The organism is Nonomuraea sp. NPDC049637 (assembly GCF_040675235.1).
Taxonomy (GTDB): domain Bacteria; phylum Actinomycetota; class Actinomycetes; order Streptosporangiales; family Streptosporangiaceae; genus Nonomuraea.
On the sequence record NZ_JBFAOM010000001.1, the window covers coordinates 111,465 to 125,005 of the forward strand.

Here is a 13,541-nt window from a genome sequence, read left to right on the forward strand (position 1 = left end):
TGGGGACTCGCGCGGGGGGCACGCATGGGGGAACCACGTCCACCCTCGGAAGGCGTGACCACGGCGGCGCGCGGGAGGCGCCCGGCGGCCGCCGGCGGTCTCGGCCTCGGCGCGGCCGTCGCGCTGGTCATGGGGAACGTCGTGGGCACCGGCATCTTCCTGCTGCCGGCCTCGCTGGCCGCGTTCGGCACGGTGAGCCTGGTCTCCATGGTCCTGGTCACCGCGGGCGCCATCGCGATGGCGATCGTCTTCGGCCGCCTGGGCGGGCGCACCCCGGCGGCGGGCGGCCCCTACGCCTACGCCCGCGAGGCGTTCGGGGAGTTCGCCGGGTTCTGGATCGCCTGGTCGTTCTGGCTGACCGCGTGGATCGGCAACGCGGCCATCGCCGTGGCGTGGGTGGGCTACGTCCAGTACCTGGCCCAGGGCCTGTTCGGGCTCAACTGGGGCAGCACGCTCGGCGCGATCCTCATCGGCCTGACCGGGCTGTGGATCCCGGCCGTGGTGAACCTGGCCGGGGTGCGCAACGCGGCCGCCTTCCAGGTGGTCACCACGGTCCTGAAGTTCGCGCCGCTGCTGTTCGTGGCCATCGTGGGCCTGTTCTTCGTGCACCAGGACAACTACCCGCAGTTCAACGCCAGCGGCGGCGGCTGGGTCTCGGCCGTCTCCCTGGCGGGGGCGGTCACGCTGTTCATCTACTCGGGCGTGGAGAGCGCCGCCATCGCGGCCGACCGGGTCAGGGACCCGGTCCGCACGATCGGCCGGGCCAGCGTCATCGGCGTGCTGGCGTGCGCCGTCATGTACATCCTCAGCACGGTCGCCGTGATGGGCACCGTGCCGCAGGACGAGCTCGTCGGGTCCACCGCGCCCTTCGCCGCGGCGCTGGACCACATGTTCGGCGGCACCGGCGGCGGGCTGCTCATGGCGGCCTGCGCCGTCGTCTCGGGCATCGGCGCGCTGAACGGGTGGACCCTGCTGGTCGCCGAGATGCCGCTGGCCGCCGCCAAGGACGGCATGTTCCCGCCCGCCTTCTCCGTGGTCACCCGCCGCGGCGCGCCCCTGACGGGCATCCTGGCCGGGACCGTCCTGACCTCGCTCATGCTGCTGGTGGGCTACGCCTCCGCCAACGCCTTCGACACGATCGTGCTGCTGGCCTCCTTCACCACGGTCATCCCGTACTTCTTCTCGGCCGCCGCGCAGCTGTTCTGGCTGGTCACCCGGGAGCGGCGGATCGACCGCGGGCGGCTGGCCCGCGACCTGGCCGTCGCGGTGCTCGCGCTGCTGTTCTCGTTCTGGATGGCGTACGGCTCCGGGCCCCCCGCCGTGCTCGGCGGGACGCTGATGATGCTGGTCGGCGTGCCCGTCTACGTCTGGCTGAAGGCCAGACACGGCGAGTACGGCCCGCGTGATGTCCGGCGCCCTGAGGGGATATCTGAAAAATGACCTTTCATGTCGATTCAGAGGTCGGCCGACTGCGCCAGGTCCTGCTGCACAAGCCGGAGCTGGCCCTCAAGCGGCTGACGCCCAGCAACAAGGACGCCTTCTTGTTCGACGACGTGCTGTGGGTGCAGCGCGCGGTGGAGGAGCACGAGGAGTTCGAGCGGGTGCTGCGCGGGCGCGGCATCGTCGTCCACATGCTGGCCGACCTCCTGCGCGACGTGGTGGACATCCCCGAGGCCCGCAAGCACATCCTGGACGCGGTCATCGACGAACGCTGGCTCGGCCCGACCGCCATCGACGACATCCGCAATACCCTCGACGGCATGGACGCCGGCACCCTGCAGATGCACCTGACCGGCGGCATCACCAAGCGCGAGCTGGTCGCGATGGGCTGCGACCCCAAGTCGGTGGCCTTCCACACCACCGCCGACGACGACTTCGTCCTGCCGCCGCTGCCCAACCACCTGTTCACCCGCGACACCTCCTGCTGGATCTACGACGGCGTGTCGATCAACGCGATGCGCAAGAAGGCCCGCATGCGCGAGACGGTCAACCTGGAGGCCGTCTACCGGTTCCACCCGATGTTCGCCGCCGGCTTCGACCGGCCCTACGACGGCGGCTTCCACTGCTGGCTGCCCGGCCACGCGATGGCCCCGGCGACCCTGGAGGGCGGCGACGTGCTGGTCATCGGGCGCGGCGCGGTGCTGGTCGGGATGAGCGAGCGCACCCAGCCGCAGGCGGTCGAGATGCTGGCCCAGCGGCTGTTCGCGGCCGGGTCCGCGACCCGGATCGTGGCGCTGGACATGCCGAAGGCGCGCGCGTTCATGCATCTCGACACGGTCATGACCATGCTCGACGTCGGGGTGTTCACCAAGTACGCCGGGCTCGGGATGTTGCCGGCGTACACCATCGAGCCGGGCGAGACCTCCAAGGAGCTGCGGGTCACCGACCACCCGCCCCAGGACATGCACAAGGCCATCGCCCGCGCCCTCGACATGGACGACATCACCGTCCTGACCCCCCACCAGGACGTGTACGCCGCCGAACGCGAGCAGTGGGACGACGGCTGCAACGGCCTGGCCGTCGAGCCCGGCGTCGTCATCGCCTACGAGCGCAACACCACCACGAACAACCACCTGCGCGACAACGGCATCGAGGTCATCACCATCCGGGGCAGCGAGCTCGGCAGAGGGCGCGGCGGCCCGCGGTGCATGAGCTGCCCGCTGGAGCGCGACGGCATCTAGCGGACATCCGGCCGGCACCCGGACGGCGCCCGGGCGGCTTCAGGGAAGGGGCGACATGGCGTTCAACCTGCGCAACCGCAGTTTCCTCAAGGAACTGGACTTCACGCCGGAGGAGTTCGGCTTCCTGCTGCACCTGTCGGCGGAGCTGAAGGCCGCCAAGTACGCCGGGATCGAACGGCAGCGGCTCAAGGGCAAGAACATCGCGCTCATCTTCGAGAAGACCTCCACCCGCACCCGCTGCGCGTTCGAGGTGGCCGCCCACGACCAGGGCGCGCACGTCACCTACCTGGACCCGGCCGGCTCGCACATCGGGCACAAGGAGTCGGTCAGGGACACCGCGCGGGTGCTGGGCCGCATGTTCGACGGCATCGAGTACCGGGGCAGCAAGCAGTCCTACGTCGAGGACCTGGCGGCGCTGTCCGGCGTGCCGGTGTGGAACGGCCTGACCGACGAGTGGCACCCCACGCAGATGCTGGCCGACATGCTCACCGTCCAGGAGCACAGCGACAAGCCGCTGCGCGAGGTGTCCCTCGCCTACCTGGGGGACGCGCGCAACAACACCGGCCATTCGCTGCTGGTCACCGGCGCGCTGCTCGGCCTGGACATCCGGCTGGTCACCCCGGCGGCGCTGCGGCCCGACCGGGACCTCGCGGTGCGGCCCGCCGAGGAGCTGGCCAGGTCCACCGGCGCCCGGATCACCATCACCGAGGACGTGGCCGAGGGCGTCAGGGGCGCCGACTTCCTCTACACCGACGTGTGGGTCTCGATGGGCGAGCCGAAGGAGGTGTGGGACGAGCGGATCGAGCTGCTGCTGCCGTACCAGGTGAACGACGACGTCGTCCGGGCCACCGGCAATCCGGACGTGAAGTTCATGCACTGCCTGCCGGCCTTCCACAACCGGGAGACCGGCGTCGGCGCCGACATCCACGCCAGGACCGGCCTGGAGGCCCTGGAGGTGACCGACGAGGTCTTCGAGTCGCCGCGCTCCATCGTCTTCGACGAGGCCGAGAACCGGCTGCACACCATCAAAGCGGTCATGGTCGCAACCCTGGGGGACTGAATGCGGGTCATCGTCGCACTCGGCGGCAACGCGGTGCTCAAGCGCGGCCAGAAGCCGGACGCCGACGTGCAGAGGGACAACATCGCCACCGCCGTCAGGACGCTGGCGCAGCTGGCCGGCGAGCACGAGCTGGTCATCACCCACGGGAACGGCCCCCAGGTCGGCATGCTGGCGCTGGAGAGCGCCGCGGACCCGAACCTGAGCCGGCCCTACCCCTTCGACACGCTCGGCGCGCAGACCCAGGGCATGCTCGGCTACTGGATGCAGCAGGCGCTGCAGAACGCCCTGCCCGGCCGGCAGGTGCTCGCCATGGTCACCCAGACCCTGGTCAGCGCCGTCGACCCGGCCTTCGACGACCCCACCAAGTTCGTCGGCCAGATCTACGAGGAGGACGAGGCCCGCAAACTGGCCGCCGAGTACGGCTGGACGGTCAAGCAGGACGGCGACCACTGGCGCCGCGTCGTCCCCTCCCCCACCCCGCAGCGCATCGTGGAGACCCGGCTGATCCGCAGGATGGTCCGCGAGGGCGTCGTGGTGGTCTGCGCGGGCGGCGGCGGCATCCCGGTCGTGCGGGACGCCCGCGGCCGGCTGGCGGGCGTCGAGGCCGTCATCGACAAGGACCTGACCGCCTCGATGCTGGCCGAGGCGCTGGAGTGCGACGCCTTCCTCATCCTGACCGACGTCCCGCGGGTGTACCGCGGCTTCGGCACCCCCGACCAGAGCGAGATCGCCTGCACCACCCCGCACGAGCTGCGCGGCCTGCGCTTCCCGGCCGGGTCGATGGGACCGAAGGTCGAGGCGGTGTGCCGGTTCGTCGAGACGACCGGCGACATGGCCGCCATCGGCAGGCTGGACGAGGCGCAGGACATACTCGCCGGTTCCGCGGGCACGATTGTCACGCCCAACGGGATGTGGCCGTTGACGAGCACCCTCTAGGAGACCGACGTGACACTGGCCGCACGGCTGCTGCGCACCAAGCCGACCGAGCGCATCGTGGCCGAGGGCGGGCAGGGCGAAGGCGGCGAGCTGCGGCGCACGATGACGTTGTGGCAGCTCACCCTGTTCAGCGTGGGCGCCACGCTGGGCACCGGCATCTTCGTCATCCTGGGCCAGGCGGTGCCCAAGGCGGGTCCGGCGGTGGTGCTGGCATTCGTGCTGGCGGCGGTCACGGCGCTGTTCTCGGCCCTGTCGTACGCCGAGCTGGCCGGGACGATCCCGGTGTCCGGGTCGTCCTACTCCTACGCGTACGCGACGCTGGGCGAGCTGGTGGCGTGGGTGTGCGGCTGGTGCCTCATGCTGGAGTACGCCGTGTCCGTCGCGGCCGTGGCCGTGGGCTGGGGCGAGTACCTCAACGCCTTCCTGCGCAGCCTGTTCGGCTGGACGCTGCCCGAGGCGATCACCCGCTCCCCCGGCCAGGACGGCGGCGTGGTCAACGTCACCGCGATCCTCATCGTGCTCCTGGCCACCTGGCTGCTGCTCTACGGGGCCTCGGAGTCGGCCACGGCCAACGCGGTGTTCGTGCTGATCAAGATCGCGGTGCTGGTGTTCTTCTGCGTGGTGGCGTTCACGGCGTTCCAGTCGGGGAACTTCACCCCGTTCGCGCCGCTCGGGGTGGCCGGGATCACGGCGGCCGCCTCGCAGGTGTTCTTCTCCTACATCGGCTTCGACGCCGCCTCCACCGCGGGCGAGGAGGCCAGGAACCCCAAGCGCGACCTGCCCCTGGCCATCCTGCTGTCCCTGCTCATCGTCACCGCCGTGTACGTCCTGGTCGCCGTGGCCGCCATCGGGGCCAAGCCGTGGACCGAGTTCGACCCGGAGAGCACCGAGGCGAGCCTGTCGCAGATCGTCGACCAGGCCACCGGCGCCACCTGGCCGGGCGTGATCGTCTCCTTCGGCGCGGTGATCGCCATCGCCAGCGTCGTGCTCACGGTCATCTACGGCCAGACCCGCATCCTGTTCGCGATGTCCCGCGACGGGCTCATCCCCCGCATCTTCCAGCGGGTGAACCCGCGCCACCAGGTGCCGGTCGCCAACACGCTGATCGTGGCCCTGTTCATCTCGGTCCTGGCCGGGCTGGTGCCGCTCGGCCAGCTCGCCGAGGCCACCAGCATCGGCACGCTGTTCGCCTTCCTCATCGTCAACCTCGGCGTGCTGGTCCTGCGCTACCGCAGCCCGGAGCTGCCGCGCAGCTTCCGTACGCCGCTCTTCCCCCTCACCCCGGCGCTCGGCGCGATCTTCTGCGTCATCGTGATGGCCGGGCTGGCCGGCGTCACGTGGGCCGCCTTCGGCCTGTGGATGCTGGTCGGCCTGATCTGCTATTTCCTGTACGGCTACGGGCATTCACGGCTGAATGCCGAGGTGCGGTGACATGAAGTTCGACAAGGTGCTGGCCGGGTACATCGCCGAGCCGCGCGGCGCGGACGGGCTCGCGCTGGCCGTCGTGCTGACCCGGCAGACCGGGGGCAGCCTGACGGTCGCGACCGTCCAGCCGCCCGTGACGACCACGCCGGGCCCCGCCCGCGCCGACGAGGGCGCCTGGCGCTCCTACCTGCGCGAGCAGGCCGAGACCGCCCTCGCGCAGGCCCGCGAGCTGGCCGGCGACCAGGCCGAGTACGTGCGCCACACCAACAAGGGCAGCGGGCGCGGCCTGGTGGAGGTGGCCCGCAGGCGCGGCGCCGACGTCGTGGTCATCGGCTCGGCGCCGGGCGGCACCCGGTCCCGCATCACCGTCGGCAGCACCGCCGACCAGCTCCTGCACTCCTCGCCGGTGCCCGTGCTGCTGGCCCCGCGCGGCTACGGCGACGACCCGCCGGCCGCGTTCGAGCGCATCACCGTCGCCTACCGCCGCGGGCCCGGCGCCGACGCCGCCGTCCGGGGCGCGGCCAAGGCCGCGGTCACCCTGGACATCCCGCTGCGGCTGGTCACCTTGGTGGTCAGGACCGGCCGCCGCGTCCAGGTCGAGGAGGACATGCTCGTACGGCTGCGCGACCAGGCCGCCGCGGACCTGCGCGCGGCGGCGCGGGGGCAGCGGCGCCGGCTTCAGGTCGAGGTGGAGCTCCTGGAGGGCCGGAACGTGGCCCAGGCGCTCGGGACGACCACGTGGCTGCCGGGCGAGCTGCTCGTGTGCGCCTCCAGCGACGCCGGGCCGCTGCGCCGGGTCTTCCTGGGCGACACGTCCATCAAGATCGTCCAGGCCGCGACCTGCCCGGTCATGATTCTGACCCGCGAGACCTGACGCTCGATTTCACTCGTCAAACTATGACGAAGTAGTGTTGCCACCGGTACAAGAGGGGCGTTTGTTGCGTTCCCTCCCGGACCGGATTCGGCATCTTTTTTCCAATCAGCTTGACCTTAGGCTCCCACCCCTTTACCGTCACTGTGCGTAACCACACCGCGCGGCGTTCTGGGGTAAACCCAGGGCCACGGCTACCGATGGTGCCGAGCCTGGCACCGTACCCCCCGGTGGCTGGGGCATATGCCGCAAGGGAGCACAATCTACTAAGAGCGATACATACGAGAGCCGGGGGGCCACACGATGCCGTCTGAGTACGCAAAGTCGCTGGGTGCACGACTTCGCGCCATCCGCACCCAGCAGGGGCTGTCCCTGCATGGAGTCGAAGAGAAGTCGCGCGGCAGGTGGAAAGCCGTGGTCGTGGGCTCTTACGAGCGTGGCGACCGAGCTGTCACGGTGCAGAAACTTGCCGAGCTTGCCGACTTCTACGGGGTGCCCGTCTCCGAGCTGCTGCCCGGAGGCGCCGCGCCGAGCCCGCTCGGGCCCACTCCCAAGCTTGTGATCGACCTGGAGCGCCTGGCGACACTGCCGAAGGAGAAGGCCGGAGCGCTTGCCCGTTACGCCGCCACCATTCAGAGCCAGCGTGGCGACTACAACGGCAAGGTCCTGTCGATCCGCCAGGAGGACCTGCGTTCGTTGGCTGTGATCTATGACAAGTCGCCGAGCGAGTTGACCGAGGAGCTCATCAGCTGGGGCGTGCTCGACGCCGAGGCGCGCCGGGCCGTCGAGTCCTTCTAGCACCCACCGCTTCACCCCCGAAGGGCCCGCCAATTCCCCTGGCGGGCCCTCCGTCGTACCGCCCCGAAAATGAACTTTCAATTATTCGGCGAACGCGACAAAGGGCCCCGAATCCACAAAAACCGATTCGTGAGGCCCTCACGCGCCCCGAGAGGCCGGGCGTGGACGAGAGAAGACCCTCCGGCTTATCAGGAGGACAGCGGGGACCACCGAGGCTGACCGGCCTCCTTCGGGCACGCGTGTCAGCAACAGCCGCCTTGCTCACGTTCATCGGCTTTGTTGGACCCCGCCACCCGCGCTCTTCCGCGCGGCGGCGTCGCCTGGAGAGCCGGGCGGCGGGGTCAGCCCGCCAGCGGCACGTCCACCGGAAGCTGGGGCTGGGCGGGAACGCCGAGCAGGTCTTCCACCGTCGAGACGAACGTCTCGGCCTCGGCCAGGATCTCACTGGCGTCGGCCGCGCTGATGCCGCGGACCACGCCCGCCTCCGCGGCCGCGCGCTTGGCGGCGCTCACGGAGAAGTAGGCGGCCCACTCGGCCAGGTGCGGCTCGGCCTCGGGCAGCAGCTCCCACGCGCTGCGCAGCCGCCGCCGGCGACCTTCCATGGGACGGGGACGGGCGGCCAGGATCGCCGCGGCCGCACGAAGAGCCGCCAGGTGGGCGGCCACGTATCGGGATGCCGGGGTGCGGGCGGCGGTCGCCTCCGCCAGGCAGGAACGTGAATCGGTCAAGTGTGCCCGAACCGCAGGCGACAGCCGGGGCCCGGGCGTTTCTCTAGGCCGTGGTGCCATCTTGCGCGCCTCCTTGGAGTCGTGGGCGGCGGCCGGCGTCTCCGCCGGTGAGGCCAACACTCTCAGACGCCACCGACATTTCCGCCGGGCCGGCCGGACGAGGAGCTTCCCCTCTCCCCGTCCGGCCAGGACACGCCCACTCGTCTCCGCCGACGACGAGGACGCGCCCTTCGCCCGTGGAGCCTGGCCGCGGAAATCGCTTGAGGAAGCGAACGGCCGCGGCCAGGCCCTTGGGTGACGTTGAGCCGCGAGCCTCACCGCCACTAGGTCGAACATAATTTCGATCACGCTCGGTGTCAACCTGTTCCACGAACACAGGTTCGATGACCATGGGGCGAAACGATCGATCCGTCCCGTGACGTCCCTCCGTTCGGGCATGAGGATCGCCACCCGCGAGGGCGCCCGGAGCGCACGAAGCCGCCGCCACCGGGGGCGGTGGCGGCGGCGGGACGGCCGGATCGGACGGGACGGCGGCTCAGGAGACGGAGATGGCCCCCGACGGGCACAGGGACACCGCGCGCCGCACGGCCTCCTCCTGCCCGTCCTCGGGCACCTCGCGCAGCAGCACCACCGTGCCCTCGTCCTCACTCTGGTCGAACACCTCCGGCACCGTCAGGGCGCACATGCCCGCCCCGATGCACACCGTCGTATCCGCTGTGATCTTCATCGTGACCTACCAAGTGACAGGGAGGCGGTGCACTCCATAGACGCTCATGTCCGAGCGCATCGGCACCTCCTCAGGCGTTACGGCCAAGCGTAGGCCAGGCAGGCGCCGCAGCAGCGCCGGGTACGCGATGCGCATCTCGGCCCGGGCGAGCTGCTGCCCGAGGCACTGGTGGATGCCGTGGCCGAACGTCAGATGCCCGCCGACCGGCCGGCGGACGTCGAGGCGGTCGGCGTCCTGGAAGCGGGAGGGGTCGCGGTTCACGGTGGGCAGGTGGAAGGCGACCGACTCGCCCGCCCTGACCAGGTGGCCCTCGATCTCGACGTCCTCCAGGGCGCTGCGCACCGGGCCGAGGTGGATGATCGTGAGGTAGCGCAGCAGCTCCTCCACGCCGTTGTCCACCACCGAGGGGTCGTCGCGCATGGCGGCGAGCTGGCCGGGGTTGGTGAGCAGCGCGTACGTGCCCAGCCCCAGCATGTTGGCGGTCGTCTCGTGCCCGGCCAGCAGGAGCAGGAACGCGACCCCGGTCAGCTCCTCGTGGTTGAGCTCCTCGACGAGCCCGCTGAGCAGGTCGTCGGCCGGTTCGGCTCGCTTGCGACCGATCAGCTCCGACAGGTACGCCCCGATCCTGGTGAACGCGGCCAGGGCGTCGTCGGCCTTGGTCTCCAGGTTGACCAGGATCTTGGTCTCCTCCTGGAACACCGCGCGGTCCTCGTACGGCACCCCGAGCAGCTCGCAGATCACCAGCGACGGGATCGGCAGCGCGAAGGACTGCACCAGGTCGGCGGGCGGCCCGGCGGCCTGCATGGCGTCGAGGCAGGAGTGGGTGATCTCCTCGATCCTGGGTTCGAGCGCCTTCATCCGCCGCACGGTGAACTGCCCCATGAGCAGCTTGCGGTAGCGCGTGTGCTCGGGCGCGTCCATCCGCAGGAAGAACCCGGGCGGCAGTTCCTGCACGAGCTGCGCCCGGGTGGGCACGATGGGATGCAGCCGCTCCGGACGGTTGCTGAAGCGGGGGTCGGCCAGGATCGCGCGGGCGGCCGAGTAGCCGGTGACCAGCCAGCCGAGGTGGCCGTCGGCGAAGGTGAGGCGGTGCATGACGCCCTGTTGTCGCAGGGCCGTGGCTTCCTCGGGCGGATCGAACGGCCGCCGGCGGGTCACGGGAAAGGTCAGGTCGGACATGCTGGCTCCTTTCCGAGCTCACTCCCTAGAAAACCTCAACCGATGCAAAACTTCAATGCATGAAATTCGTGTATCGGTGTAGAGTTCCGTCATGGTAGGACTGCGGGAGCGCAAGAAGCAGCGCACGCGCCGGGCGCTGATCGAGGGAGCGCTCCGGCTGTTCGGCGAGAAGGGCTACGAGGAGACCACGCTGGCGGAGATCGCCGCCGCCGCCGAGGTCTCCACCCGCACCTTCTTCAGCTACTTCGCCAGCAAGGAGGACGTGCTCTTCTACGACTCCGAGCACCAGATCGAGCGCGCGCTGGCGTTCCTGTCCGCGCCCGCCCCCGGCCAGGCGCCCGCCGACCTGCTGCGCGCCTTCATCGAGGACGCGTTCTCGACCACGGACGACGGCCAGGACACCTGGTCGGAGCAGACGGCGCTGCGCCTGGAGCTCATCATGCGCGAGCCGGCCCTCCAGGCGCGGGCCCTGCACCTGCTGTTCGACAGCCAGCTCCGGCTGGCGGAGGCGCTGTCGGCGGCCTACCCCGGCCGGCTCGGCCGGGTCGAGGCGGCGGCGGCCGTGGGGTCGCTGATCGGCGCGGTGAAGCTGGCCGTGATGGCCACCCTCAACGACGGCCTCCCGGTGGAGCAGGCCCGCGACGCCGCCCGCCGGGCCGCCGACATCGCCCTGCACGGCCTCCACGGCCTCCCCCGCCGCCCCGCCCCCGCCGACCGCTCTGCCGGGGTCGCCGCGGGTGGCGCGTGACGGCGCGCGTCTGACAGGCTGTCGGCGCCGGTGGCGGACAGCCGCCGGACCGGCCTCTCGTGAACCGGCGCGGGCGGCGGGCAGCGGACGGGCCGGTCGTACGGGAATCGCGCGGGCGGCGGACAGCGGACGGGCCGGTCGTACGGGAACGGTCGGGTGAGGGGGATCGGTGCGGGGACGGACGGGCACTCTCATCCTGCTGCTGTCGGGGCCGGTCCTGGCGGCGGCGTACGCGGCCGTCAACTACGCGGCCCTGCGCACGGCGTCGGGGACGCGGGGCCCCGACCCGGCAGACCCGATGACCTCCGGCGGCCTGACGTCGCTGGGCTCGGACCTGTGGTGGATCGTCAGGGGCATCGCGCTGGTGGCGGGCGTCGCGGCCGCGGGGATCGCCGTGGTGGGCCTGCTGCTGCGCCGCGCGGCCCGGGGTCGCGGTGCCCTGCTGGTGTCGTCGGGCGTGCTCATCCTGCCGTACGCGCTCGGGCTCGCGGCGGCCGTCTACAACCCCGTGCCGGGGCTGGCCGGTTTCTACGACCATCAGGCCTTCGCCGACGCGCTCCCGCCGTACCAGTACTTCTCGGCCGTGCTCCTGCTGGTGGCGGCCCTGGCCCAGGCCGTCGGCATGGTCCGTGCGTACACTGCGGCCCGGACGGCGTCACCGCGCTGACCCGCCGGCGCAGCGGTCGCTGACCCAGGTGGTCCAGCCCTGGCGGGCGCCGCCCGCGCCGGTCGCGGCCCACCCCGCGGGCGCCGGCCCCGAGCCGGGCGGGACGACGGCGGTGCAGGCGCCGGCCGGCGGCCTACCGTCGTAGAGCTCGGCCTCGGTCCAGGAGACGCGGTAGGCCAGGACGGCCCGGATGTTCCACATCACCCGCCGGTCCACGGCCACCCGTCCCGGGCCCGTGAGCACGGGCAGCCAGTCGGGCCCTGCGGCGGGCGCGGACTTCGGCGCCAGGTCGGCGGCGAAGACCAGGTTGACCGCCGCCAGCACGGCCAGCACCCCCGGCCACCCGCGGCGGGCCGTCAGCAGGGCCGCGCCCGCCAGCCCCGCCAGCAGGGCGAGCGCCGCGAGGGAGGCGGTGACCAGGTCGAAGGAGTCCCGCACCCGGCTGAGGAAGATCACCTCGGGGAAGTCGAAGGCGATGAACGCGTACCGCTGGAGCCGGTCCCCCGCGTACCAGACCACCACGCCGCCGGTCGCCGCGAGCAGCCCGGCCGCCGCGAGCGCGTGCCGCACGACGGCCCCGCGGCCGGCCCTGGCCAGCACGAGCAGCCCGGCCAGGGTCCAGGCGAGCGCCACGCAGGCCAGGTAGCGGCCATACGCGTAGTTGCCGATCCGGTGCTCGTCGGGGAGCGCAGCCGAGGAGGCGTAGGCGATGCCCAGGGTCGTGGCCAGCAGGACGGCCGCCAGCACGCGCCGCGGCCCCGGCGCCGACCGCCTGGCCACGACGGCGACGGCGCTCGCGAGCCCGACCCCGGCCAGCCCCCAGGTCCCGGCGATCAGGTACCAGAGCTGCCCGGCCGCCCCCGCCAGCGCCCAAGCCTGCCCGTCGAGCCCGCTCACCCGCTCGGTCAGGAGGCCGGACAGGTCACGCGCCCCGCCCGGGTACAGCGCCGCGGACAACACCCGGTTGAGCGCCGTCGCGGCTCCCGCCGTCACCACGGCGGCCACCAGCCCGGCCGCCGCGCCCCTGCGGCGCGCGAAGAACCTGCCCGCCGCGTCCCGGCGGCCGGCGACGAGCATCCCCGCCATCGCCAGGAGGGTCACCGCCAGGACGACGGTCCCGCGCAGGTGCACCGCCGTCGCGAACCCCGCCAGCCCGCCCGCCAGCACCCCCGCCCTGGCCGACCCCCTGGCCACGAGGTCGTGCAGCGCGACCAGCCAGGCCAGGACGAGGGTGGGCAGGACCGCGTCGGCCAGCGCCAGCCCCGAGAACAGCAGCAGCGACGGCGACAACCCGCCCGCGAACGCCGCCGCCATCGCCGCCCGCGGCCCCGTCCCCAGCCGCCGCAGCAGCAGGTACGCCAGCGGGAACGCCCCCGCCGCCACCATCGACCCCACCACGACGACCAGCCGGTAGGCCGCCACCGGGTCCTGCGTGAACCAGAACACCGGCGTCAGCAGCAGCGGGTAGCCGCCCTGGTAGAAGGTGAAGCCGGTCAGATCCGCCCCGGGCCCGCCGGCCAGCCACCGGGCGGCGATCAGGTATCCGGTCTCGTCCGGGTTGGCCACCGGCCCGGCGTGCTGCCGGAACAACCACAGCCGCAGCGCGACCTGCGCCACCCACCCGATCGCCAGCAACCACCACGAACGCGACCGGCCCCCGCGCCGCACGTACGGGGCAGGAGCCGGAACACGAGCTGCGAACGTCGTCGTCATGGAATTCC

13 protein-coding genes are annotated in these 13,541 nt (G+C 71.9%); 9 read left to right on the plus strand and 4 right to left on the minus strand.

Translation table 11 applies throughout. The annotated features are described in order from the left end of the window. The first annotated feature begins 54 nt into the window (after positions 1-54). The 7 genes from AB0J71_RS00480 to AB0J71_RS00510 all read left to right on the plus strand — a co-directional run bounded on the left by AB0J71_RS00480 (position 55) and on the right by AB0J71_RS00510 (position 7,771). Positions 55-1,440: an amino acid permease gene (locus AB0J71_RS00480; RefSeq protein WP_364411725.1), complete on the plus strand. Its 1,386-nt coding sequence runs from the start codon at positions 55-57 to the stop codon at positions 1,438-1,440. After that, positions 1,437-2,681, plus strand: a complete 1,245-nt coding sequence (locus tag AB0J71_RS00485) for an arginine deiminase (RefSeq protein WP_352322604.1) — start codon at positions 1,437-1,439, stop codon at positions 2,679-2,681. Before AB0J71_RS00480 ends, AB0J71_RS00485 begins: the two co-directional genes overlap by 4 nt. Before the next feature lie 55 nt (positions 2,682-2,736). After that, positions 2,737-3,741 (plus strand): ornithine carbamoyltransferase, encoded by a 1,005-nt coding sequence (argF, locus tag AB0J71_RS00490; protein ID WP_364331553.1) that lies wholly within the window; start codon positions 2,737-2,739, stop codon positions 3,739-3,741. Next, entirely contained in the window at positions 3,742-4,677 is a 936-nt protein-coding gene (gene arcC, locus AB0J71_RS00495) for a carbamate kinase (protein WP_352322606.1), read from the plus strand. It begins immediately after the preceding gene. Between the two features lie 9 nt (positions 4,678-4,686). After that, positions 4,687-6,108 (plus strand): amino acid permease, encoded by a 1,422-nt coding sequence (locus AB0J71_RS00500; RefSeq protein WP_352322607.1) that lies wholly within the window; start codon positions 4,687-4,689, stop codon positions 6,106-6,108. Position 6,109: 1 nt separating this feature from the next. Next, on the plus strand, positions 6,110-6,976 hold the full coding sequence (locus AB0J71_RS00505) for a universal stress protein (protein ID WP_364411727.1): 867 nt from the start codon (positions 6,110-6,112) through the stop codon (positions 6,974-6,976). A 300-nt stretch (positions 6,977-7,276) separates the two neighbouring features. Next, complete coding sequence (locus AB0J71_RS00510) at positions 7,277-7,771, plus strand: transcriptional regulator (protein WP_026214021.1); 495 nt, start codon at positions 7,277-7,279, stop codon at positions 7,769-7,771. A gap of 341 nt (positions 7,772-8,112) precedes the next feature. On the opposite strand, the gene AB0J71_RS00515 is transcribed toward AB0J71_RS00510, so the two are convergent. The 3 genes from AB0J71_RS00515 to AB0J71_RS00525 form a co-directional block, all read right to left on the minus strand. After that, positions 8,113-8,499 carry an SAV_6107 family HEPN domain-containing protein gene (locus tag AB0J71_RS00515; protein WP_352322609.1) on the minus strand — a complete coding sequence of 129 codons (387 nt, stop codon included), beginning with the start codon at positions 8,497-8,499 and terminating at the stop codon, positions 8,113-8,115. A 535-nt stretch (positions 8,500-9,034) separates the two neighbouring features. Then, positions 9,035-9,226 carry a ferredoxin gene (locus AB0J71_RS00520; protein WP_352331403.1) on the minus strand — a complete coding sequence of 64 codons (192 nt, stop codon included), beginning with the start codon at positions 9,224-9,226 and terminating at the stop codon, positions 9,035-9,037. A 6-nt stretch (positions 9,227-9,232) separates the two neighbouring features. Then, positions 9,233-10,405, minus strand: a complete 1,173-nt coding sequence (locus AB0J71_RS00525) for a cytochrome P450 (protein WP_364411730.1) — start codon at positions 10,403-10,405, stop codon at positions 9,233-9,235. Between the two features lie 91 nt (positions 10,406-10,496). Between AB0J71_RS00525 and AB0J71_RS00530 the strand changes: the two genes are divergently transcribed. Continuing rightward, positions 10,497-11,153 carry a helix-turn-helix domain-containing protein gene (locus AB0J71_RS00530; protein WP_364411733.1) on the plus strand — a complete coding sequence of 219 codons (657 nt, stop codon included), beginning with the start codon at positions 10,497-10,499 and terminating at the stop codon, positions 11,151-11,153. A 169-nt stretch (positions 11,154-11,322) separates the two neighbouring features. Further along, positions 11,323-11,820, plus strand: coding sequence for a hypothetical protein (locus AB0J71_RS00535; protein ID WP_352328944.1), 498 nt, complete (start codon positions 11,323-11,325; stop codon positions 11,818-11,820). On the opposite strand, the gene AB0J71_RS00540 is transcribed toward AB0J71_RS00535, so the two are convergent. Beyond that, positions 11,809-13,533, minus strand: coding sequence for a hypothetical protein (locus AB0J71_RS00540; protein WP_364411735.1), 1,725 nt, complete (start codon positions 13,531-13,533; stop codon positions 11,809-11,811). The genes AB0J71_RS00535 and AB0J71_RS00540 overlap by 12 nt on opposite strands. Positions 13,534-13,541 lie beyond the last annotated feature (8 nt).

Bases quoted from the DNA above. Each gene is read 5' to 3' on its own strand.
- argF (WP_364331553.1), top strand. From the start codon at position 2,737: ATGGCGTTCAACCTGCGCAACCGCAGTTTCCTCAAGGAACTGGACTTC.
- AB0J71_RS00505 (WP_364411727.1), top strand. From the start codon at position 6,110: ATGAAGTTCGACAAGGTGCTGGCCGGGTACATCGCCGAGCCGCGCGGC.
- AB0J71_RS00540 (WP_364411735.1), bottom strand. From the start codon at position 13,533: ATGACGACGACGTTCGCAGCTCGTGTTCCGGCTCCTGCCCCGTACGTG.
- AB0J71_RS00510 (WP_026214021.1), top strand. From the start codon at position 7,277: ATGCCGTCTGAGTACGCAAAGTCGCTGGGTGCACGACTTCGCGCCATC.
- AB0J71_RS00525 (WP_364411730.1), bottom strand. From the start codon at position 10,405: ATGTCCGACCTGACCTTTCCCGTGACCCGCCGGCGGCCGTTCGATCCG.
- AB0J71_RS00520 (WP_352331403.1), bottom strand. From the start codon at position 9,226: ATGAAGATCACAGCGGATACGACGGTGTGCATCGGGGCGGGCATGTGC.
- arcC (WP_352322606.1), top strand. From the start codon at position 3,742: ATGCGGGTCATCGTCGCACTCGGCGGCAACGCGGTGCTCAAGCGCGGC.
- AB0J71_RS00485 (WP_352322604.1), top strand. From the start codon at position 1,437: ATGACCTTTCATGTCGATTCAGAGGTCGGCCGACTGCGCCAGGTCCTG.
- AB0J71_RS00530 (WP_364411733.1), top strand. From the start codon at position 10,497: ATGGTAGGACTGCGGGAGCGCAAGAAGCAGCGCACGCGCCGGGCGCTG.